General features: G+C 37.4%; 20 protein-coding genes. 1 reads left to right on the top strand and 19 read right to left on the bottom strand.

Annotated elements, in window-relative coordinates; genetic code table 11:
- Positions 1-265: 265 nt before the first annotated feature.
- From EJK17_RS06260 to EJK17_RS06235, 6 genes are all read right to left on the bottom strand, one after another.
- Positions 266-1,498, bottom strand: a complete 1,233-nt coding sequence (locus EJK17_RS06260; RefSeq protein ID WP_103660841.1) for a tyrosine-type recombinase/integrase — start codon at positions 1,496-1,498, stop codon at positions 266-268.
- Positions 1,499-1,561: 63 nt separating this feature from the next.
- Complete coding sequence (locus tag EJK17_RS06255) at positions 1,562-1,762, bottom strand: excisionase (protein WP_103660842.1); 201 nt, start codon at positions 1,760-1,762, stop codon at positions 1,562-1,564.
- A 14-nt stretch (positions 1,763-1,776) separates the two neighbouring features.
- Positions 1,777-2,793: a Rep family protein gene (locus EJK17_RS06250; RefSeq protein WP_103660900.1), complete on the bottom strand. Its 1,017-nt coding sequence runs from the start codon at positions 2,791-2,793 to the stop codon at positions 1,777-1,779.
- A gap of 166 nt (positions 2,794-2,959) precedes the next feature.
- Positions 2,960-3,478 carry a hypothetical protein gene (locus EJK17_RS06245; RefSeq protein WP_103660843.1) on the bottom strand — a complete coding sequence of 173 codons (519 nt, stop codon included), beginning with the start codon at positions 3,476-3,478 and terminating at the stop codon, positions 2,960-2,962.
- Between the two features lie 12 nt (positions 3,479-3,490).
- The gene (locus tag EJK17_RS06240; RefSeq protein ID WP_236629289.1) at positions 3,491-4,429 is read right to left on the bottom strand and encodes a DEAD/DEAH box helicase family protein; all 939 of its coding nucleotides are present in this window, start codon (positions 4,427-4,429) and stop codon (positions 3,491-3,493) included.
- 127 nt (positions 4,430-4,556) lie between these two features.
- Positions 4,557-4,934 (bottom strand): hypothetical protein, encoded by a 378-nt coding sequence (locus EJK17_RS06235; protein WP_103660845.1) that lies wholly within the window; start codon positions 4,932-4,934, stop codon positions 4,557-4,559.
- Between the two features lie 238 nt (positions 4,935-5,172).
- On the opposite strand from EJK17_RS06235, the gene EJK17_RS06230 reads away from it, so the two are divergent.
- Positions 5,173-5,868 (top strand): hypothetical protein, encoded by a 696-nt coding sequence (locus EJK17_RS06230; protein WP_103660846.1) that lies wholly within the window; start codon positions 5,173-5,175, stop codon positions 5,866-5,868.
- Positions 5,869-6,207: 339 nt separating this feature from the next.
- On the opposite strand, the gene EJK17_RS06225 is transcribed toward EJK17_RS06230, so the two are convergent.
- From EJK17_RS06225 to pth, 13 genes are all read right to left on the bottom strand, one after another.
- Entirely contained in the window at positions 6,208-7,368 is a 1,161-nt protein-coding gene (locus EJK17_RS06225; protein WP_103660847.1) for an HNH endonuclease family protein, read from the bottom strand.
- A gap of 1 nt (position 7,369) precedes the next feature.
- Positions 7,370-8,578 carry an adenine-specific methyltransferase EcoRI family protein gene (locus EJK17_RS06220; RefSeq protein WP_103660848.1) on the bottom strand — a complete coding sequence of 403 codons (1,209 nt, stop codon included), beginning with the start codon at positions 8,576-8,578 and terminating at the stop codon, positions 7,370-7,372.
- A 48-nt stretch (positions 8,579-8,626) separates the two neighbouring features.
- A complete protein-coding gene (locus EJK17_RS06215; protein WP_103660849.1) occupies positions 8,627-9,292 on the bottom strand; it encodes a hypothetical protein in 666 nt (221 codons plus the stop codon).
- A 213-nt stretch (positions 9,293-9,505) separates the two neighbouring features.
- Positions 9,506-11,053 carry a lysine--tRNA ligase gene (gene lysS, locus EJK17_RS06210; RefSeq protein ID WP_103660850.1) on the bottom strand — a complete coding sequence of 516 codons (1,548 nt, stop codon included), beginning with the start codon at positions 11,051-11,053 and terminating at the stop codon, positions 9,506-9,508.
- A 15-nt stretch (positions 11,054-11,068) separates the two neighbouring features.
- On the bottom strand, positions 11,069-12,094 hold the full coding sequence (gene dusB, locus EJK17_RS06205) for a tRNA dihydrouridine synthase DusB (RefSeq protein WP_168180745.1): 1,026 nt from the start codon (positions 12,092-12,094) through the stop codon (positions 11,069-11,071).
- Between the two features lie 78 nt (positions 12,095-12,172).
- The gene (gene hslO / locus EJK17_RS06200; protein WP_103660852.1) at positions 12,173-13,063 is read right to left on the bottom strand and encodes an Hsp33 family molecular chaperone HslO; all 891 of its coding nucleotides are present in this window, start codon (positions 13,061-13,063) and stop codon (positions 12,173-12,175) included.
- 51 nt (positions 13,064-13,114) lie between these two features.
- Positions 13,115-15,271, bottom strand: coding sequence for an ATP-dependent zinc metalloprotease FtsH (gene ftsH / locus EJK17_RS06195; protein ID WP_103660853.1), 2,157 nt, complete (start codon positions 15,269-15,271; stop codon positions 13,115-13,117).
- Between the two features lie 84 nt (positions 15,272-15,355).
- Positions 15,356-16,621, bottom strand: coding sequence for a tRNA lysidine(34) synthetase TilS (gene tilS / locus EJK17_RS06190; RefSeq protein ID WP_127796285.1), 1,266 nt, complete (start codon positions 16,619-16,621; stop codon positions 15,356-15,358).
- 155 nt (positions 16,622-16,776) lie between these two features.
- Positions 16,777-17,136: a S1 RNA-binding domain-containing protein gene (locus EJK17_RS06185; RefSeq protein ID WP_103660855.1), complete on the bottom strand. Its 360-nt coding sequence runs from the start codon at positions 17,134-17,136 to the stop codon at positions 16,777-16,779.
- Positions 17,136-17,522, bottom strand: coding sequence for an FtsB family cell division protein (locus EJK17_RS06180; protein WP_168180747.1), 387 nt, complete (start codon positions 17,520-17,522; stop codon positions 17,136-17,138). The genes EJK17_RS06185 and EJK17_RS06180 overlap by 1 nt, the downstream gene beginning before the upstream one ends.
- Before the next feature lie 65 nt (positions 17,523-17,587).
- Positions 17,588-17,830, bottom strand: coding sequence for an RNA-binding S4 domain-containing protein (locus EJK17_RS06175; protein ID WP_103660857.1), 243 nt, complete (start codon positions 17,828-17,830; stop codon positions 17,588-17,590).
- A gap of 15 nt (positions 17,831-17,845) precedes the next feature.
- Positions 17,846-21,343 (bottom strand): transcription-repair coupling factor, encoded by a 3,498-nt coding sequence (mfd, locus tag EJK17_RS06170; protein ID WP_127796284.1) that lies wholly within the window; start codon positions 21,341-21,343, stop codon positions 17,846-17,848.
- A 1-nt stretch (position 21,344) separates the two neighbouring features.
- A complete protein-coding gene (gene pth / locus EJK17_RS06165) occupies positions 21,345-21,902 on the bottom strand; it encodes an aminoacyl-tRNA hydrolase (RefSeq protein WP_103660859.1) in 558 nt (185 codons plus the stop codon).
- Between the last annotated feature and the right edge of the window lie 69 nt (positions 21,903-21,971).

Here is a 21,971-nt window from a genome sequence, read left to right as displayed (position 1 = left end):
TGATCATTTGCAAATACCTTTTGAAAAAAATCTAATTATTTATTTTCTTTATTCTTTTTAGCCATATCAGCCTTAACTTCAGCTTCAACGCTTTCAACACGTTCTGGACGCATGGTTGGGAAAAGACATTAGTTTACTCATAAATCTTCAAATCTCTTCATTAATATACTTCTGTCGCTTGCACCTGTCATATCCGTTCATAAATCTACACCACTTATCAGAAAATTGGTGTATTTTTGGTGTATTTTTGGTGTACTATGGTGTATCACTCATTTTGAGTAATAAAATCTTCAAATTGATTAAACTGCTCTTGTTTTAACTCCTTAGTTACATCAGCATACACATTCAAAGTAGTCTGAATATCCGAGTGACCTAACGCCTCTTGAATCACCTTTACATTCATCCCCGATTCAATCAACCGAGTAGTAAAAGTGTGTCTCAAACTATGGCAACTGAAATTAGGTAACAAGTTTTCTTCCTTAATAGAAGGATTTTTATCTAAAGCATCAAAATTAGCATCCCTAATGATCCGCTTAATTGCTTTATTTAAGGTTCCTTGATGTTGAACATGCCCAAAACGATTAATAAACACAAAGTCTTGAAAGCCATCAATAATATCAACAGATTTAAGATTATTATCTGTTAAATATTGTTTCTGCTCTAATAATGCATCCCTAACCGTCTCAATCATTGGAACTGCTCTATAGCCTGCTGGTGTCTTTGGCGTATTAATACCAAAGCCCGTTCTTTTAGCTTTAGATCGTTCATAGAAAACCAGAGTATGGGTAACATTGATCAAATTATTCTTAAAATCAATGTCTCGCCAGCGCAATCCTGTTAGTTCTCCAACCCGTAAGCCACTACCTAACATTACAGCAAAGGTTGGATACCAATGTTTATATTTAGAACTGTTTTTAATGTAATTCAAGAATAAATTCTGTTGTTCAACAGTTAAAGCTCTCCGCTTACTGCTATGTAAACCACGAACCTTCTTTAATTCTTTTAAGCCGTTATCACTAACATTCTTGCGTAGAATGTCATCTTCAACAGCCAATTGCAAGACTTGATGAATAATCAAATGTATTGTTCCAACAGTAGCAACCTTAAGACCATCTACATCAACCAAATGATTATAAAATCTTTTAATATCAGTACTGTGCAACATTCTAACTTTACGTGTACCCACTCTCTCTTTAACAAAGTGATTGTACATGTACTTATAATTATTGAAAGTATTAGGCTTCAATCCTTGTTTAATACTCTTCCAGATATTAAACATATCATTTAACGTAATGTTCAAATTATCTGTTCTAATACCGTCATCAACATCCTGAACAATTTCTTTTTCTTTAGCTCGGAGTTCTTTTAAGTCCTTAGCATAAACATAATGACGCTTACCATCTTCTGCAGTCCATCTAAACTGATAACCACCTTGTTTTCTTTCAGTTTCACCAGTCTTTAAAACTCGATTTTTGCTATCTTTACGTCTTCTTACCACTTTAAGTCTCCTTTAAGTAGAAGAAAACTGACATGCCTTATTATAGCATGCCAGTCAGTATTACTAAATTGAATAAGTATCTTTTAAGTACTTATCAAACAGCACCCGCTTAATCAACCGTTTGTTTCCAACCCACAATACGAAATTACAATCTTCATCATCTGTAATTTCTCTCAACTTGTGTAACCCAATATTGGAATAAGCAGCTGCTTCTTCAATTGTTAAGTTTGTTTTATGCCAGATAGGCACACTTTCTTTAGTCAATTAGTACACCCCATTTAGTCAAAACCCAGCCACTCATTATCCTGAAATTCTTCTGGCATAACCTGCTTCATAAATTCAGGAGTAATATGTATCGCATGGATTCTACGACTTAACTGCTTAAAGGTATCAATCTTATAACTTTTAACTCTACAATAGTCGTAAAAATCTTCTGGCGAATACGGCGTAGTAATTACTAACATTTTTAGATTTAGTTTTAAGTCATGATATCTTCTTGGTGCAGATTTATCGTGTTGATATGGATCTGTTATTCTCAATAGATCTGCAAAACTAAATTCATCAGGACGTAGATCATTCAATATTACATAGTTTTCACCATGATAATCTTGAAAGTAATCTCTACTTGAACCTAATTTTGCCGTTTCATTATTTCGAGTTAAGTAATCTGCATAACACGATTTACCAACTCCAGCAGAACCCCAAAGCCAAATTGTTTCTTGAGCTTTACCTTCAAATTCTCTTAAGAACTTTTCGTGTTCACGCTTAGCATTTAAATCCTCAATTCGACTAATCCAAACATGATTTTTAGCTAATTCAGCATCACCAATCTTCAGCTCCAACTCTTGACGAGTAATTTCATGATTTCCATATTGTTCAATCACTTTTGTAATATTTTTTGTGCCAGAAACTCTTTTTTGAATTTGACTAATCTTTTCAGCATAGTCAAAATTGGCTGTTACTTCACTAATGTCATATGGATATCTACCATCTTCAGCTGAATTTTTAGTCATGTGGATGAGGTAACCACAAGCATTATTCCAACGAGCATCCCATCTCTGAACACGTTCTTCGTCATCTTTAAAAAGATTGGCTACAGTACTCACCCTAGAAGCGTTCTTATAATGCAGAATTACATGAAAATGCGGTTCTACCCCTTCATCTTTGTCATGAAAAATATAAGCCCATTTTTCTGCACCACTATTTTCAAGAATTTCTTGAAATTGTTCGGGTGATACTTTCAAGTAAACTTTTTGTTGAACGAACATCCAATTGTGCGATTTTAACTCACTCAATACTTTCATCCCCTTATCTTATGACACAAAGTCACGATCTTAAAACGGCTAACAAACAAGCCCTTAGCCGTTGATATTATTAAGTTTACTGTTATGTCACATTATAAAAGCCAGTTCTTTTTTGACCTTTAAGGTCAAAAGGCTGGCTTTAATTTTCTAGCAAAGTCTAGTAAGCTTCACCTTTAATAACATAACAATTCCGATTAACTACAAGATCGCCAAAACGATACCCTGCGTAATGTGTACTTAATAGTTCTCTAAATTCTGGTGAATCCAATCTATGTCTTACTTCTCTTTGACAATCGATATGTTCGGTTCCTTGCCACCAACCTTTAGTAGGAATTCGAATGATTACTTGGTTTTTAACGAAGCGAACCGTAGAACCTTTAACAATCCAGTTAACTTTGGACTGAACTGTTCTAATCCGATCATCACTCTCCACCTGCAACCAACGTTGAACTTCATGAGATCTGATAGGATCAGAATGCCAATACTTAACCAATCTTGAAATTAACCATACTGCCAGCACCATGAAAAAGACAGCAGTAAGTGATGAAATCAAAAACTGAAGAAAGCTTTGAAGATAGTCATCAAACAATACAAAAAAGGTAGGTTGAGTATTCTCCGTTAGAATCCGTCTTAAAGTTGGATCTAGTGTTTCTGTAGTTTGTGTTAATAAAAGCATTTCTTAACCTCCTTAATATATTATCGTGGGCATTGCAATTGGTTGCACGCCACCTGAATTAATATCGCAAATACCTACCCCTGGCCCACGAAAAGGCATCATTATATGATCTAAATCTGGAAAGAGGTAAGTTGTAGTTGACTTGTCAATTCTGCCGAGTTGGATTCTACACAAAAGCTGCGATCTGATTGGGATAGGAAGTATGTCGTTCCTCGGTACCTGCATTGAAATCAGAATATTGGTATATGCCTCTCGGCCAAGAAGACATATCAACAGTATCTGATGCATTAGACTTTCAAGCTCTTTCTTGGTTCCGAAGACTTCAAGAGCCTCCAATTCTTCTAAGATAATCCATGTCTTAGGTTGATTAATCTCCTGGGCATTGGTATCTACCTTATCCGAAAATTTATAAAGTTCATCTTGATTCTTGAAGATCCGCCGTACTTCAGATGAAAGTAGCTCTGTTACTCTAATTAGGTATTCCTCTAGTCTTTCACCATCGTGCGGAATCACGAGCTTAACTTCAGGATGTCCTCTAGCCCAACGAGCACCAGCGCTTTTCTTGGGATCAATGTAGATCAATCGCGTATTTGGCGTGTGTAAGAGGAACTCACTGATTGATTGAACTGCAAGACTCTTACCGCTTCCAGTATTACCTGAGACGATAATAGAATTAATGTCGGATGGAATTCTAAGATTAGTCATCACTGGAATCCCCTTACTCAAATCAACTTGTTTGAGTATCGACTCAATTGATCCTGTTAAACGCTCAGAATGTCCTTTTTGCCATGGAAAAAAGAAACCACGTGCTGTTGACAATGACCGACCATCTATATTGACAATCTGCATTGCGTTCGGCCGAAGACAAGTATAGTCAGGCCAAGCAGCAACAGAAATGATGTCATACAGCTTGTAATAATTTTCCTTATTGTAGACAAATGAAGACGGCATCGGAAATATTGCAATAATTCCAGTTGTGTCTTCAGATTCCAAGATCAGTAATTGTTGTGAGTAAGAAGATACGTCCTCTGATAGTGCAGAGTTGCACGCATTTTCCAAGTATCTGCAGATGGACGTTCTAATTCCACGCATCGATACGAACTCCTTTGGCTGATACGTTGGTGAAGATCCAATCTCTACCGTGATACGTTGACTTGTTAGACCAGAAAACTAACTGACCGTCCACAATCTTCATCTTATTAGGACCGATCTCAAGCTTCTGACCTACTTCTACGTTTTCTGCACTATGTAACTTGATTTGGAGCTCTGCATCTGTGTTGACCCCAGTTGGATCCTTAACAACAGTTACACGGACATAGGCTGGAAATTCCGCTACATCATCTTTTGATTTAGCAGAATCAGAGTACGCTGTTCTTACTCCTTTTCCGATCACTTTGAAAGCAATACCTTGAAGAGCAGAGTTCAAGTCTACGGTTGGTTTGAATTTTTTTGTCATTTTATTTTTCTCCTTTTAGAAAAATCAATTAACATTGTTTACAGTTTTAATCTTAAGCTATATTAAAAATTGAAAATATATAAATACCCGTGTCAATTTTGGACACGGGTATTTATTTACAGACCATTTTCTGCTCCTCAGAGTATATAATAACCACCTACATTTTTCCCCTATACTAAGATCAAATCGATTTAATCTTAAGAAAGGCAAATAAGTAGGCGCCTGCTTTTGATTTAAAATGCAAAAGCAGAAAAGCAAAAAAACATTAAAGAAGAAAATAACTAACTTAGGGTTAGCACTAAACAGTTTAAACATCGGAAACGAAAGAATTTGTCAAAAATTAGACGAAATAGTAAGAGAACATGAATTAACCGACCCAGCTAATTTTATTCTCTCAAACGATCTAGTTGACAAATGGAGACATTACAATGCAAGTCCCACTGATCCGATAATTAGAAAAGCTATTTCATGGCTTATCAAGGGTACACCCGAAAAATTCTATGAAATAGTAGCACCACGCAGCTACTTGATTGATCTCCTATATCAAAGAATAAAGGAATACAATTTAGAGGTAACAGAACCTAAATTAAAGAACTTTAAGAAACAACTCATGTCTAAAAGGTCTCAATACACTACTATGAGAAATGAATCAAGTAGCCACGCAAGATGGGATCAATTGTTTGAGGCGATTTTGTTTTGTCAACTACTAGAGTATTCGCGTCAAAACAATTTGAGACCCTTTAATTTGACACTAGAACTTTATAACCAAGTAATGAATCCTGATGTATTAATCACGTTAGTAAATACAGAACTGTTGTCTAAAGATATCAAAAAATACATAGATTCTGCTCCTGCTATTTATGAACGTTCACTTCAATTAATTGCAGTACAGACATTATTAAAGTCAATAGATGGCTATTTATTATTAAGCTAATAAATCTTTTGACTATGGGCAAAAAAACAAAATTACTATGTGTTTCTTCAATATTTAAGAAATAATTAAACGCAAAGTACTCTAAATTTGTCTACAGAATCCTCTAAAATCAATTTTTAATCATCTTTTTTATTAATGTACTATGTCTATAAAAAAAGAAAAGATGCCGGGTTTCCCGGTAAAAAATGTACAAAATAATTACTTTAACTAATTGATAAATTGCACTCTAAATTATAATTTCTATACAAAAAAGAGTTGATACGCCCAAGAGAAGTATCAACTCTTTTTAATCTTCTGAATAAAATTCAAGAGATGTTTTATTATGATTGCTTATAAATTCTAATAATTCGACTTCATACTATTATGATGCTTGCACAGCATTTGAAGATTGGAAAGCTCAGTTCTACCACCCTTAGACCATGGAATTATATGATCTCCTTCCATTTCTGTATATTTCCAAATATGATCTGTATGCTTGTATTCTTTATCCGTCTGGCATATTGGACAATTAGAAGTTTTATCCTTTTTAGCTTTATTTGTCTGTTCGCTATATCTTGTCTTTTTATCATTAGTAGAGAACTTCCTAATACTCAAAAGTTTAGGTTCTTTTTCCCCACCTAAGATATATTCAAATATGCCCACCTTCTTGGTAACGTCAGAATCAGCCATTAAAGTTTGTACACGATCATTAACTTTTTCAGGATCATATGCATTTTTATGATACTGTTCATATAATTCACCCCAATTTGGTTGGTTCATTGGCTTTTCAACTGAAGTAAATACACCAGAGACCCAATCAATTACAGCATTAAAATAGGTCTTTAATTCATTTATATTGTCATCATAACGATGCTTGGACATATATTCATCTATATGATCTTGACTAACCCACTTAAGAGCCGTTTTTAAATAATCTTGTCTATTGGCTACACCTTTAATATATGCGCTCCACTTTTGAATATTAGCGTTTTGACTATTAGAAAACTCTTCTTTGGCTTTGGTTACAAATGGACCTGAGTAAATAGCATTTAATAGTTCTTGAGAATTAAGTGGTACACCAACAATATTGATAGTCTTAAACCATTCTTTAATCTCACTCTCCGTGCCTTCACAAATATAAACTAGTAAAGAAGAGTCCATAATCTTATCTTTTTGATCTTGGCTTAATCCTGAAAAGTAAGTTTCATTGCCATTTATATTAATAGCGAATTTACCAGTAGTAAATCTACCAATGGATGTAATTCTTTGTTGTCCATCCAAAACTTCAAGTCTATCTTTTCCAGCTTTATTAAAATAAATAAGACCTAAAGGATAACCTTTTAAAAGAGAGTCAATAACAGCTTCTTCACGATTCTTTTCAGCATAAATATAATTTCTTTGATATTCAGGCTGTATTGTTAATTTACCAGATAAGCCAAACAGTCCTTTTCCTTCGTATTCATTGTAAACAAATCCATCTACTATATTTTTTATCTTATACTGCTTTAAAGTAGTCCGCATATTATTTTATCCCTTTAATTAATATTCTCTGATAGACCTTTTCAAATTTTCCATCTTTTTTTACGACTCCTGATGCATTCAAATCATAAGTCCCCTCTTTATGAAACTTATCTTCATAAGCCTTATGACATTCATCAGTAGTAAACACTCTTGTTTTTAAATGATATAAATCCTTATTTTCACACATACCCAATATCTTAAATTGTTCTGGATTATACTTATCTAAAAAAGTTATAGGGACCCCCATTACACCCTCATAATCACTAGGTATAGCGTCCGTAAATGGTATTTCTATTGCATCATAATTTTCATATTTCTGATACTGATGATTTCTCACCTGTTTATGCTTACTAAATTTTACATTATCTGCCATAGACATTAAATTCAGAGGCTGGTGTCTACGCCCATGATCTAAATTAGTAAACCAACGAACACCTTTAACTCTAATATATTTACGTCCATTTTCATCAACACCTGCACCAGATGCATTTAACGGATAATTATCTGGTACATAAAATGGTCTATCGCCTGAATGAATGCTAGATCCTAACCATAAATGATTATTTTTAATTAATGGAAAAATTTCTTTATAAGTTATTGCATTAACATTACCAATTATTAAAAGTTGCTTTTTTTCGGGATCTACCCATTTAACAAACTCTCTAAACAATGAGAAAGGTGGATTAGTAATAATGACATCTGCTTCATCTCTTAGTTTAGTGACTTCTTTACTTCTAAAATCTCCAGGGACAAAATCACCATCGCCATGCAAATAGCTTAGAACCTTAGAACCTTTAGAACTATTTAAATTCATTTTTTCGGCTTCTAAGAACTGTTCAACGTCTTGAATATTAAATACACCATCATGATCAAAATCATTAACATGCGTTAACTCGATTTTATAAGCTTTTCCAGTTTTCTCTTCATTCTCATCATCCCCAAATAAAGAGAGCTGTTGATTAACAACTGGGCTTGAATCATAACTGGTTGCAATAAGTTTCTTTAAACCATAATAATTAAAGTGCACAGCAAAATATTTAAAAAAATTGCTCTCAAATGGATCATCAGCTGGCAATAAAATTGTTTTCCCTTTAAATACATTTTTATCGTATTCAATATATGCGTTAACTTCTTTTTCTATTTCTTCCCATCTGGTATAAAATTCATCTTTTTTGGCTTTTTTAGCATTAGTTAAGTTTTGATTTGCCATTAAAACACCTCATAAAAGTTCATACTTGCTTTTTGACCAATACTTAAATTATTCTTTTTCAGCCTTAATTTTTTGATCTAACTTTTCAAATTTAGATATTTCTTCTTTCCAATTAATGACTTCGCAATGTTTAGTACCATCCGGTTCCGCAAAGCACGATACAATACTACCCTTGTAATCGTCATCAATATTCAATTTTTGCTTAATAAAGTCAAGGGTTAAACTTTTCTTTTGAAAATCACCTGCTTTGACTCTTTGCGGCTGGTCTTCAGTCACTCTTTCAAATAATTTATCGCCTATCTTCTTAACACCATAAAACTCTAAAGTCATTGCTTCATCGCTTAAATTATAAGCTACAAAATAAATTTCTTTCTGCTCAAATTTATTAAAGTTTTGACCATGATTAATTTTTAATCGTGACTTTCTTCCAGTTGCCAACCATAAAGATACAACTACAGCTGATAAAGTACCTATACCACTAATCCATTCTGCCAATAAACTCATTGAATTTGATTTACGATTTAAAGTAATTAATACACCAATAAGAATCCCCGCCAATAGGAAAATGATACAAGCAATTATTTCTTTTTTATTCTCATTGTATTTTTTTCTTGCAATATCAAACTTAGCATATATTTTGTCCCTAAAGTTAACGCCTACAATAACTCCAATGATAAAAAAAGATACAGCTATTAAAAAGTTCATCAAATTCAAGTAGCTCACTCCCTAAGCAAAAACATAATTTAATTATAAAAAAAGTCCCTTATTCATGCAATTAAGCATAAATAAGGAACTATTTTGTCAGCTTTCTTCCAAACTATTTTCAAAATTGGTGTATTTTTGGTGTATACACCTTAAATTTACTAACAATTTGAAGATCAAAAGCAAACCTAATCTTTACTTCTAAAACGCGCCAGAAGCCCGTTATTAGTTCTTCTTAGCTTTCTTTTCCATGTCAGCCTTAACTTCAGCTTCGACACTTTCAACACGTTCTGGACGCATTGTTGGGAACAAAAGCACATCACGAATAGCTGGGGCATCAGTCAAAAGCATTACCAAACGGTCGATACCGATTCCCAAACCACCTGTAGGAGGCATACCAAATTCCATGGCACGAAGGTAATCTTCATCGATCATGTCAGCTTCGTCGTTACCAGCTTCACGTTCAGCCATTTGCGCTTCGAAACGTTCACGTTGGTCATCTGGGTCATTCAATTCTGAGAAGGCGTTACCGTATTCTTCACCCATGATGTAAATTTCAAAACGATCAGTAAATCTTGGGTCGTCAGCATTCTTCTTAGCAAGTGGAGAAATTTCTACTGGGTGACCGTAAACAAAGGTTGGATCAACAATTGTTTCTTCACAGTACTTTTCAAAGAAGGCATTAATAATGTGACCAACCTTCCAGAAACTTTCGCAGTGAATATCATGTTCTTCGGCAATCTTCTTAGCTTCTTCATCAGTCATTGGCTTCCAGAAGTCCACACCGGTCTTTTCTTTAATTAAATCAACCATGTGAACGCGGCGGAATGGCTTGCCTAAGTCGATTTCAGTGCCTTGGTAAGTAACCTTACCATCATCTGAAACAACCTTAGCAGCAGCACGAATAATCCCTTCTGCTTCATCCATGACGTCATGGAAGTCCCAGTAAGCAGCGTAACTTTCAAGTTCAGTAAATTCTGGGTTGTGGTGGGTGTCCAAACCTTCATTTCTGAAGACCCGGCCGATTTCGTAAACACGTTCCATATCACCAACAATCAAACGCTTAAGTGGCAATTCAAGCGCAATTCTCATGTAAAGGTCAATATCCAAAGCGTTATGGTGGGTAATGAATGGACGAGCTTCAGCACCACCTGGAATGTTGTGCAATACTGGAGTTTCTACTTCCAAGAAGTCCAAATTGTTCAAGTAGTTACGGACAGCTTGAATAATTTGAGTCCGGTGAACAAAGCGCATGTAGCTTTCACGGTTAGTGATGAGGTCAAGGTAACGTTGACGGTAAATTTGTTCAACATCCTTTAAACCATGGTATTTATCTGGCAATGGACGAAGGGCCTTAGATAAGAAGGTTACGTGAGTAGCACGAATAGTCAACTCACCAGTGTCAGTCTTCATGACTTCACCATCAATTCCCAAGAAATCACCAATATCGGCCTTCTTGAAAATCTTGTAATTGTCTTCGCCAACAATATCTTTACGTACGTAAATTTGGATCTTACCAGTCCGGTCGTAAAGGTCTGCAAAACCAACCTTACCCTTACCACGTTTTGCTAGCATACGACCAGCAATTTTGGTCTTAGGCATGTCTTGGTTTAATTCGTCCTTGTCATCTTTACCATACTTTTCTTCCAAAGTACGAGCCAAATCTTGACGATCAAACTTTCTCATTCCAAATGGTTCAATACCATTTTCACGTAATTCGTTCATCTTTTGGCGACGAACAATTAATTGGTCGTTCATTTCATTCTTTGCCAATTTATTTTTCCTCCATTATTCGTTCACAGCATTACGGCGAGCATCCCGTGCTGCTTGCCGCTTTTCATAATCATCTACAAAATTATCAAGCAGGTCATATACTTCTTGACGTGTCCAGACTTCATTTATTTTAGCACGAGTCCGGGCTGAACGGGGAATTCCCTTCAAATAGTATGCAGCTTGTTGCCGAAATTCTGGAACAGCAATCTTTTCACCTTTTAATTCTACCAGACCATCAAGCTGATGTTCAGCTGTCTCGACACGTTCACGTACGGTTTGCGGAGTTAACTTTTCACCGGTTTCTAAATAATGTACCATGTCCTTCAAGATCCAAGGATTACCAAGTGCGGCCCGACCTACCATGACGGCAGTACAACCGATTTCGTCTAACGCCTTCTTAGCTAATTCTGGCGTCTTAATATCACCATTAGCCACAAATGGTACATCAAGCACTTGGGCCACATCATGCAAAACTTCCCAGTCAGCTTCTCCTTGATACATCTGCTTACGGGTGCGCCCGTGCATTGCAATCATTGAAGCACCTGCTTCTTGAGCTGCTAAAGCATTTTCAACTGCAAAGACATGCTTCATATCCCAACCAATCCGCATCTTAACTGTTACTGGCTTAGACACATTTTGGACAACTGCATGTACCATCTGATAAATCTTATTGGCGTCAAGTAACCATTTAGCTCCAGCATCAGTTTTGGTAACCTTAGGCACCGGACACCCCATGTTGATATCAATAATGTCAGCATCAGTGTGCTCATCAACATATTGTGCTGCTTGCAATAAGGTTTCTTCCGTTCCCCCAAAAATCTGAATACTCATTGGGTGCTCACGCGGATCAACTTGCATCATTCTTAAAGTCTTCTTGTTGCGATAAATAATGCCGTGATCAGAAATCATCTCACACACAACCAATCCCGCGCCGAATTCCTTGCAGACAACCCGAAAGGCAGAATTTGAAACTCCGGCCATCGGTGCCACAACTACTCGATTTGGAATGGTGATATCGCGAATTTTCCAGCTATTATCCACCAAATCATCCTTTCAAATACTCCAATATTGTAACAAAAAAGCCCCTAAGGGCAAACCAGAGGGCCTTATTTTTGTCAATTAATAATCTTTTTCGGCATTCTTCTTGGCTAAAATATCTTTTAATTCATCTTCAGTGTAATGATATTTATTCCCGCAAAAGCTGCAAGTCAGCTCTGCACCGTGATCTTCATTAATCATTGCTTGCAATTGCGAAGTCTTCAAAGTTTCCAAGATGCCAGCATATTTTTCTTTAGAACAATCACACTTATAAGCTACATTATCTTTTTCTAGTAGTTTACAATCCGTGCCTAAAATCTTCCGCGCCAAATCTTCTGGTGTCATTCCGTCTAAGAAGGAAGTTGACAAAGCTGGCAATTCTTTAATCCGCTTAATCGTCCGTGTAATTAACTCATCACTGGCACCAGGCAAAGCTTGTAACATAAACCCACCAGCTTCACCAATAGTATTATTTGGGTTAACAAAGACTGATAAACCAACTGCAGAAGGAATTTGTTCAGATTTAGTTAAATAATAGGCAAAGTCTTCAGCAATTTCACCAGAAACAATTGGTACTTGACCAGTGTATGGTTCCTTTAAACCTAAATCTTTAGTTACTTCAAACCAGCCTTGACCCACAGCCTGCTTAACATCAATGTGCCCATCTTTTTTAGGTGGCAAGGCAATATGCGGATTCTTCACATAGCCTTTAACGGTCAAGTCTGCTTGCGCAGTAACAATAGTTGGGCCTACCGGACCATTACCTAATAAGCGCACTGTTAATTCTTCTTTATCAGTTAATTCAGCCCCAGCTAGTAATAAACTACCAACCAAGGTCCGACCTAAGACAGCAGAAGAAGCTGACCAAGTATCATGTCTTTGTTGGGCTTCGCTGACTAAATCTTTGGCAGTCACCGTCAATAAGCGTAAGTTTTTTGTCTTATCAATTGCTTTTACTAAATAATCGTTCATATCGATCCTTCTCTCTAAAAAAATAGAGCCCGTTACAGGCCCCATTTTTCTTTAGTTATCTGAATGCTCATCTGTATCATTAGTTGAAGGAGTAGGATCATCCTGCTTTTCAGGATTTTCTGGATTATTCTCTTCAACTTCATGATTCTTTTCTGATGGAGTGTCTAAAGCATCTTCTTCTTGCTTAGCAATTGCTTGTTCAGAATCCTTCTTTTCTGCCTTTTCAACTTCACGTTTTTCAGCAGCAGCCTTAGCTTCTTCATAAGTTGAAGCTTTAGACTCACTTGGGTATTCTTCTTCATTCTTTTCTGGCATTTTACCAGTCTTGAATAATGACAAGATTTGCTTTTCGTTCAAAGTTTCGTACTTAAGTAACGCTTCAGCAATAATTTGGTGCTTTTCACGATTATCCTTGACGATCTCAAGTGCCTTGGCATGAGCTTCATCTAAGATCTTCTTAACTGCTTCATCAATCTTAGCGGCAGTAGCTTCACTGTATGGCTTCATACCATATGGGTTAGCTTCGCCTTCTTTTTCAAGCTCAACCATCCCCAATGATTCAGTCATTCCGTAGTTAACGACCATACTGTGAGCAATTTGGGTAGCTTGTTCAAAGTCGTTAGATGCACCTGTTGACTTGTCGCCAATGGTTGCTTCTTCACCAGCACGACCACCCATTAAACCAACAATTTGTTCAAATAATTGTTTCTTGGTCAAAATGAATTGGTCATCTTTAGGAAGCATAATGTTGTACCCACCGGCACGACCACGAGGCACAATGGTTACCTTTCGCACAGTTCTTGAATCACTTAATACTAAACCACAGATTGAGTGACCAGCTTCGTGGAAAGCAACCCGCCGTCTTTCCTTTTCAGAAATCAGACGGTCTTTCTTAGCTGGACCAGCAATTACTCGGTCTTCCGCTTCATCAATATCCGAGGCAGTGATTTCAGTACCATTCCGGCGAGCAGCTACCAAAGCAGCTTCATTTAAGACGTTAGCTAAGTCCGCACCTACAAAACCAGGAGTTTGACGGGCAACTTCCTTTAAGTCAACATCAGGTGCTAATGGCTTGTTACGGGCATGAACCTTCAAAATTGCTTCACGACCACGCACGTCAGGCCGACCAACTAAAACTTTACGGTCAAAACGTCCTGGACGAAGCAAAGCTGGGTCCAACACATCAGAACGGTTAGTAGCAGCAATAACGATGACACCTTCATCGCCTTCAAACCCATCCATTTCAACCAATAATTGGTTCAAGGTTTGTTCACGTTCATCGTTACCACCACCCATGCCATTACCGCGTCGACGACCAATGGCATCAATTTCATCGATAAAGATAATACTTGGCGCATTCTTCTTAGCGTTAGTAAATAAGTCACGTACACGACTAGCACCAACACCAACGAACATTTCCACAAAGTCAGATCCTGAAATTGAGTAGAATGGTACGTTAGCTTCACCTGCGACTGCTCGTGCAAGTAAAGTCTTACCAGTACCAGGAGGACCCTCAAGTAAAACCCCAGATGGAATTCTGGCACCTAATTTAGTATATTTTGCTGGATTCTTTAAAAATTCAACAACTTCAACTAATTCTTGCTTTTCTTCTTCTTCTCCGGCTACATCAGAGAAACGAACCTTGTTCTTAGCAGGATCTTCTGGCTTAACGTGAGAGCGACCGAAGTTCATAATGCCGCCATTACCACGTCCCGTACCACTTTGGCTCATCATCATCCAAAGCATGACGATAAACAAAATAGTCGGTACAAGCATCACAATTGTTGAAATCCAATTGCCTGATTGTGATTCTCCTTGGGTCGTCATTCTAGCATTATTCTTTTGGGCTAAGTCTTGTACTGCCGAAACACTGGAATCATTTTGGAGCATCGTCGTTGAAAAGCGTGTTACTTCACGACTTGAGCTGCCATTGAAAAAGTCAAAGCTATTATTATTTGATTGACTCTTTGTTTTTTGTGCTTTCTTGTAACTACCTGAAACAGAGTAAACACCATTTGCAGGTTGCACACTAAAGTTTTTAACTTTGCCTTGACGTAAATCCTTCACAAATTGAGAGTAGCTAATATTTTGCGTGCTACCAGAATTGTTAGAACCGCCTAGAGCCCAGTTGATTCCCCATAGGAGTAGAAGGAACACAACTATATAGAACAGGCCATTTGATAACAGCCGATTCCGGTTATTCTTCATAAAAAACCTCCGCAAAGTTTCTAAAAGATATACGATTAAAAGTGTAACACAAAAAAGGCTATCACTCTAATCTTTTAGCTATTCTTACACTTTTTTTAAAAGGTAGAGATAGTAATGTTTATTATCAGCTTGCCAAGTTTGATCTTGATAAGCTTTTTCAACAAAAATTGCCGCTTCTTCAGCATTAAAAACAGTTAAACAAAATGGCCGCAAAAACAAAGGAATGCCCGCTGCCGCAAACATTTTCTTAGCCTTGACATGCTGACCATTTTTTAATAGCAACTTAGTTCCAGTTGGCAAAGACCCTACTTTAAAGTTACTTTCATTGGACCAAAAATCTCCGACTCTTTCCCCATTTTCTTGCTGATTGAGCGTCAAAATAAATTGTTGCTGGCGAAAAGTAAAAATTTGACCAGGCTTAATGCTTTGCCGTGATTCCAGTTGTGGCAAATTATGCTGCCACAAATAATAATAATTTTGATAAGCCAACAAGCTAAAGCCATTTAATTCTGGACCAACCCGGCGCTGCCATTTTTTCCAAATAAATTGTTGCCAATAATATAGACGTTGAGTTTCACTTAAAGCGGCCAAATCTGCCTTATTCCAACGATAAAAATAATTAAGAACCAACTTTGGCGCTGGCAAGTGCGCTAATTCTTTTTGACTTAGCTGAACTAAGAGCTGAGTTTCTTGGCTAAAGCGATGCGCATTATTTAAAATGTGGGAATTTTCTTTTTTCAGCAGTGGAACAAGATAATGGCGCAGTCGATTACGTAAAGTTTCATCCTCAAAATTAGTGCTGTCTTCAATAAAGCGCAAATGATGTTCTTGATCATAAGCTAGTAAATCAGATTTGGCATAGCCTAATAAAGGTCGAAGCAAAGGATAGCCTTGCATCTGGCCGACGGCTTGCAGACTATTCATCTCCTCTGGATTACCAGAGCGAATGAATTTCAGAAGAATATTTTCTAGTAAATCATTCCCGTGATGAGCCGTTAAGAGATAATCTCCCTTCACTTCCTTCATCACTTTAATTAAAAACTGATATCGCACTGTCCGAGCTGCTGCTTCAATACCGGTTTCTGGCTGTAAGTCACGATCCCAGCTACCATTTTTCAGTAGTAAGCCCTGCTTTTGACAATATGCTTTAAGTAAAGCAGTCTCTTCCTGACTATCAGCACGCAATTGATGATCAAAATGGGCGACTATTAACCGAAAAGCTCGTTTTTTCTTTAACTGCACTAATAGATCAACTAAGGCCATTGAATCTGGGCCGCCACTAGCCGCCACTACTAAGGTCTTACCTGTTAAAGGTAAGTTTTTTTCTTTAAAAAAAGTATTTAAATTCATTTTTTCCGACCTTTTTTGCATTCTCCATTCCAGAATTATCGTGGTCAGAAACAGAAATAGCCGACTATAGTTACGAACATAAATTAAGCACTACGTGCTTTAATTTAGTTCTACACTATCTCGGCTATTTCTCGAGTAGTTTCTTCCCACTCACATTAATTTTCATGTAAAGTTTCTTGTAATTTCTTAATCTCAGTTTGCGATTCTTTGACCACATCGGTTAAAACTGCTTCAAATTTATCTAGCTTAACCTTGGAAAAGCGGTTATGCTGGTCAACTAATTCAGGATCATTCACCCACATTAAGGAAAGTCCTAAGCGACCTTTATACGTGTGAACCACCACGACCCGCACTTTTTCATGAACGCGGTGCATATTACGTTGCCGTAGCCAATCATTACCAAAATCACTATGATGAATTAACCCTGAGCGATGACCGGGCAAAGTTACAAAAATGCCTAAGTCAGTAATATTATTAATCTCGCCAGTAACTCGATCACCAACTTGATATTTCATTAGTTATCGTTTCCTTCAGGTACGTGATAAATCTTTTCGTTTGCCTTAGAATAATAGAATTTTGAGCGAATTAACTTAGCGACATAATCTGGATCTTTCAAATTATTACGCTTAGCCTTTAATTTCTGATGCTCATGTTTTAATTTAGTCAATGAAGTTTTGGAAGTTTGTACTTGCTGATTTAAGCGACTTTCTTGTGAAAGCTTAATGCCAATTTGCACACCCAAAAATACAAAGATAATTGCAAAAACTGCTAAAATCGTAGTCCGGCGACGGCGATGAATTTGGCGAACTTGTGCTTCTTGAATTCGCTTTAATTTTTCTTCACGCCGGCGAGCAATCTGCACCGGATTATTTTCATCATATAACTGTGGTCCATTCATAATTTTTATCCCCTATTGCTGTAAAAACACTAATCTTATTATAGCAGCGTGCTTATTAAATGTCATGATTAGTCGACTAATTCGTACAATTCACTTGCTTCTGCTTTTTTAGTGGTTTCGCGAATGTCTAATACCTTAGCTTTAACTTGACGCGTACCATAGCCAACTTCAATAATATCGCCAAGCTTAACATCGTAACTAGATTTTACTACGCGGTCATTCACTTTAATCCGGCCTTGCTCCGCCATTTCTTTAGCGACGGTTCTTCTTTTCACCAAGCGTGAAATTTTTAAAAATTTATCAATTCTCATCTTTTACCTCAATCATTAACGCTGAATAATGTCACTTGCACTATTCAAAAACGTCTTCAATTCATTAAACAATACCCGATGATTAATTTCATCTGGCAATTCTAACAAGACGACCATCCGCTTTTGCTGGGTCATACTAATGCGGGCTTTCAAACTGACATGCTCTAGTGCCTTAAAGATATTCGGCCCTTCTAATTCTTTAGAAGCAGCAGGATTGAATTCAACTTTCACCTTTTGCTTAGCAGTTTTAACTACCGTTAAGACTTCTGCTAAATCAGCCGCAATTTTTAGACTCGCAACATCTAACAAATTTTCAACCGCTGCAGGATAGTCACCAAAGCGGTCGATCAATTCATCTTCAATCTTAGCTAATTCATCTTGGTCGTTAGCAATTTTGATTTTCTTATAAAATTCAATCTTCTCTTCTTGATCAGCGATATAGGAACTTGGAATATAAGTTTCTAGGCCTAAATCAATTTCTGCATTCGATTTTCTAACCTTCTTCTTGCCCTTCCGTGCTTGAATGGCATCACTTAACATCTGTGAGTAAAGGTCATAACCAACACTGTCAATAAAGCCGTGTTGCTGCGCCCCGAGCATATTACCGGCACCGCGAATCGATAAGTCGCGCATTGCAATTTTAAAACCTGAACCCAGCTCTGTAAAGTCACGAATTGCATCTAACCGTTTTTCTCCAACTTCAGTTAAGACTTTATTCGGCTGATATAAGAAGTAAGCATATGCTAAACGCGCACTACGACCGATCCGGCCCCGCAATTGATAAAGCTGGCTTAAGCCGTAATGATCGGCATCTTCAATAATCATCGTATTGACGTTAGGCATGTCAATCCCAGTTTCAATAATGGTCGTTGTTACCAAAATATCAAATTCACGGTTCAAGAAGCGGTATAAAATATCTTCCAGTTGATTCTGGCTCATCCGGCCATGAGCACTGGCAATTCGGGCATCCGGTAACAATTTTTGCAGCCGTTCAACCACCTCATCAATATCACCGATGCGATTATGTAAATAAAAGACTTGCCCATCACGTTGCATTTCCCGTAAACATGCATCTTTAATTACACTTGGAATTTGTTCCATGACATAAGTTTGAATTGGATAACGGTTTTGCGGCGGTGTCTCCATCACTGATAAATCTCTGACCCCAACCATCGACATGTGTAAAGTCCGCGGAATTGGCGTGGCTGTCAAAGTTAAAACATCAATATTGGCCTTTAATTGCTTGAGCTTTTCCTTATGTTCAACGCCAAAACGCTGTTCTTCATCGACGATTAATAAGCCGAGATCTTTAAACTGGACATCATCAGATAAAATTCGGTGGGTTCCGACGACTAAATCAATCTTCCCTTCTTTTAAACCAGCGATAATTTCCTTGGCTTCGGCTGGTGTTTGAAAACGTGACAACATCGCAGTGTTAACCGGAAAGTCCTTAAATCGATCTTGGATTGTCTCATAGTGTTGCTGGGCCAAAATCGTTGTTGGTACCAAGAAAGCAACTTGCTTATTATCTTGAATCGCCTTAAAAGCGGCTCGCAAAGCCACTTCCGTTTTACCAAAGCCAACATCCCCGACAAGCAAACGATCCATCGGCTTCGGCGTTTCCATATCAGCTTTAATTTCCTTAATCGACCGCAATTGGTCGGCGGTTTCTGGATAAGGAAAAGCATCTTCAAATTGCCGCTGCAAATCATCGTCTGGAGAAAAGGCAAAACCTTTTTCAGATTCACGCTTAGCGTAAAGTTCAATTAAATCATCGGCAATATCTTCAACCTTTGATTGGACCTTGCGTTTAGTTTTAGCCCATTCAGAACCGCCTAATTTATTAATATGGGGCCGTTTACCTTCTGAAGCTACATATTTTTGGACCAGTCCTAATTGATCAGCAGGAACGAATAATTGATCACCATGCTGGTAGGTAATAGTGATATAGTCACGCTTTTTACCGTTATTTTCAAGGGTCTTGATTCCTTCAAAACGACCAATCCCGTGATTAACATGCACTACATAATCGCCAGGTTTTAACCCAGTATAATTCCGCAAGCGCTGGGCATTTTCTAAAGTTTTAATTCGCTTTTTGCGCTGTGGACGTTTATTAAACAATTCTCGCTCAGTTAAATAAACTAAGTTAACACTTGGTAAAGTGAAGCCGGTCACATAGCCGCCGACTACAATCTGTGTCCGTTTTTCTAGCAAATTATCTGGCTCAACTACTGGCACTTCTAGATCAAAATCTGCCAAAGTTTGAGCCATCTGTTTAGCTCTTTTTTCATTATCAGCTTGTAAAATGACGGTTTGCCCAGCTTTTTGGGCTGATTCAATTTTCGACTTAATCAAGGGCATCTGACTAAAGAACTGTTCTGGTTCACGCGTTTGCCAATTCAAAATTTGGCCCAAGAGAATTCGGCCCATACTGCGTTGAAACAGTGAAAAGTAGATGCGATGATGTTGGTCTTTTTTCATCACTTGCGCAAAGTCGAAACGTAACTTCTGCTCTGGCAGCATCGCCCCGGTCTTTAACTCGTCGGCAATAAAGGCCGCGTTTTGTTCATCAACGTCTGTTACAGACTGCTTAATAAGGGGTAAATCATTTAAGAACAGTAACCCATTTTTTGGTAAATAATCTAGCAAACTGCTAGGGTTCTTGATTAAATAGTCCACTAAAAAGGCGTAGTTCTGTGGTAGACCGCCAGCATTTAGTTCGTCTAAGACCTGAGTAAAATGGTCTTTAACATCCTTATCTGCAGTTGGTGCGTCTTGCATGTCCTTAGCAATCTCTTGAGCAGCAGCCGCAATTTCTTCAGTTGAAAAGACGCGATCTAAAGCTAAAGAAATTGTCACCTGTTCGATTTCTCGTTGACTGCGCTGTGTGGTTAGGTCAAATTCCTTGATGGTGTCAATTTCATCACCAAAGAATTCCATCCGAATGGGATTTTCGGCATCTAAGGGATAAATATCGACAATATCCCCTCTAATGGCAAATTCACCTGGTCGCGCTACCAAGGCCTCTTTGCGATAACCAGCTTTGACCAGCCAGGAATTTAACTTAGTTAATTCATATTCCTTTCCTGGTGCAAATTCATACTTAGCTTGAGCAAAAGCTTCTGGCTGAGAGAGCTTATATTGCAGCCCTTGCGGAGTGGTAACCACAATCCCTGGTTTACCTGTCAACAATAAGTTCAAAGCCTGGATACGGTTGCTCAACTCATCTGGTGAAGCTACCATGGTTTGCGTAGCAATTGTCCCATCCACTGAAAAAATTTGCACGACATCATCAGGAAGAATACTGCTCAATTCCCCGTATAAGTTCTGCGCCTTATGTTCATTTTCAGCCACTAAAATGACAGGCACTTTAGTCTGCAGAACTAATTGCTTTAATAGCAGACTAAAAGCACCGGCATTAGCGCCAGTGATGAGTGAGTTTTTGACTTTTTTGCTTTGCGCAAAAAAATTATTTAAGTCTTGATCTTGTCCAATAATTTCTGTTAATTGCATTTTAATTATATTTATTCATCAAATATTGACTATCATGACCACTGATAAAGTCATCGATAATGTCGACACTAGTGGCAAAGGCATCATCCATGAGCTTTTGTTGTTCTTCATTAAATGGAGTTAAAACCCAAGAAACAACAGTTGCGTTTTGCGGATGACGAATACCGATTTTCAAACGATTAAACTTTTCGGTTCCTAAATCGCGAATAATACTCTTAATCCCATTATGACCACCAGATTTACCATTTGCCCGGATGCGAATCTTACCTATTGGCATATCCATATCATCTTGCACAACTAAGACATCTTCAGGCTTGACTTTAAAGAAATTAGCTACTTGACTAATTGAGCGACCAGAATCATTCATATAAGTTTGTGGTTCAAGAATGATTACATCTTCACCATTAATCTTTTGCTTAGTCCAGTGCCCTTCAAATTTATCCTTATCTAGTGTCAAACCTTTTTCATCAAGATAATGGTCAATGGTCATAAAGCCGGTATTGTGCTTAGTACGATCATATTTTTTACCTGGATTACCTAAACCTGCAATTATTTTCATCTTTTTAAACCCCTTATTAACAAAATAGTCCAATCCATAATAGCACAAGTTAGGGTAAATCATGGTATA

The sequence above is a fragment of the Lactobacillus xujianguonis genome (genome assembly GCF_004009905.1).
Classification (GTDB): Bacteria; Bacillota; Bacilli; order Lactobacillales; family Lactobacillaceae; genus Lactobacillus; species Lactobacillus xujianguonis.
This window is presented reverse-complemented; position numbering and strand designations above follow the sequence as displayed.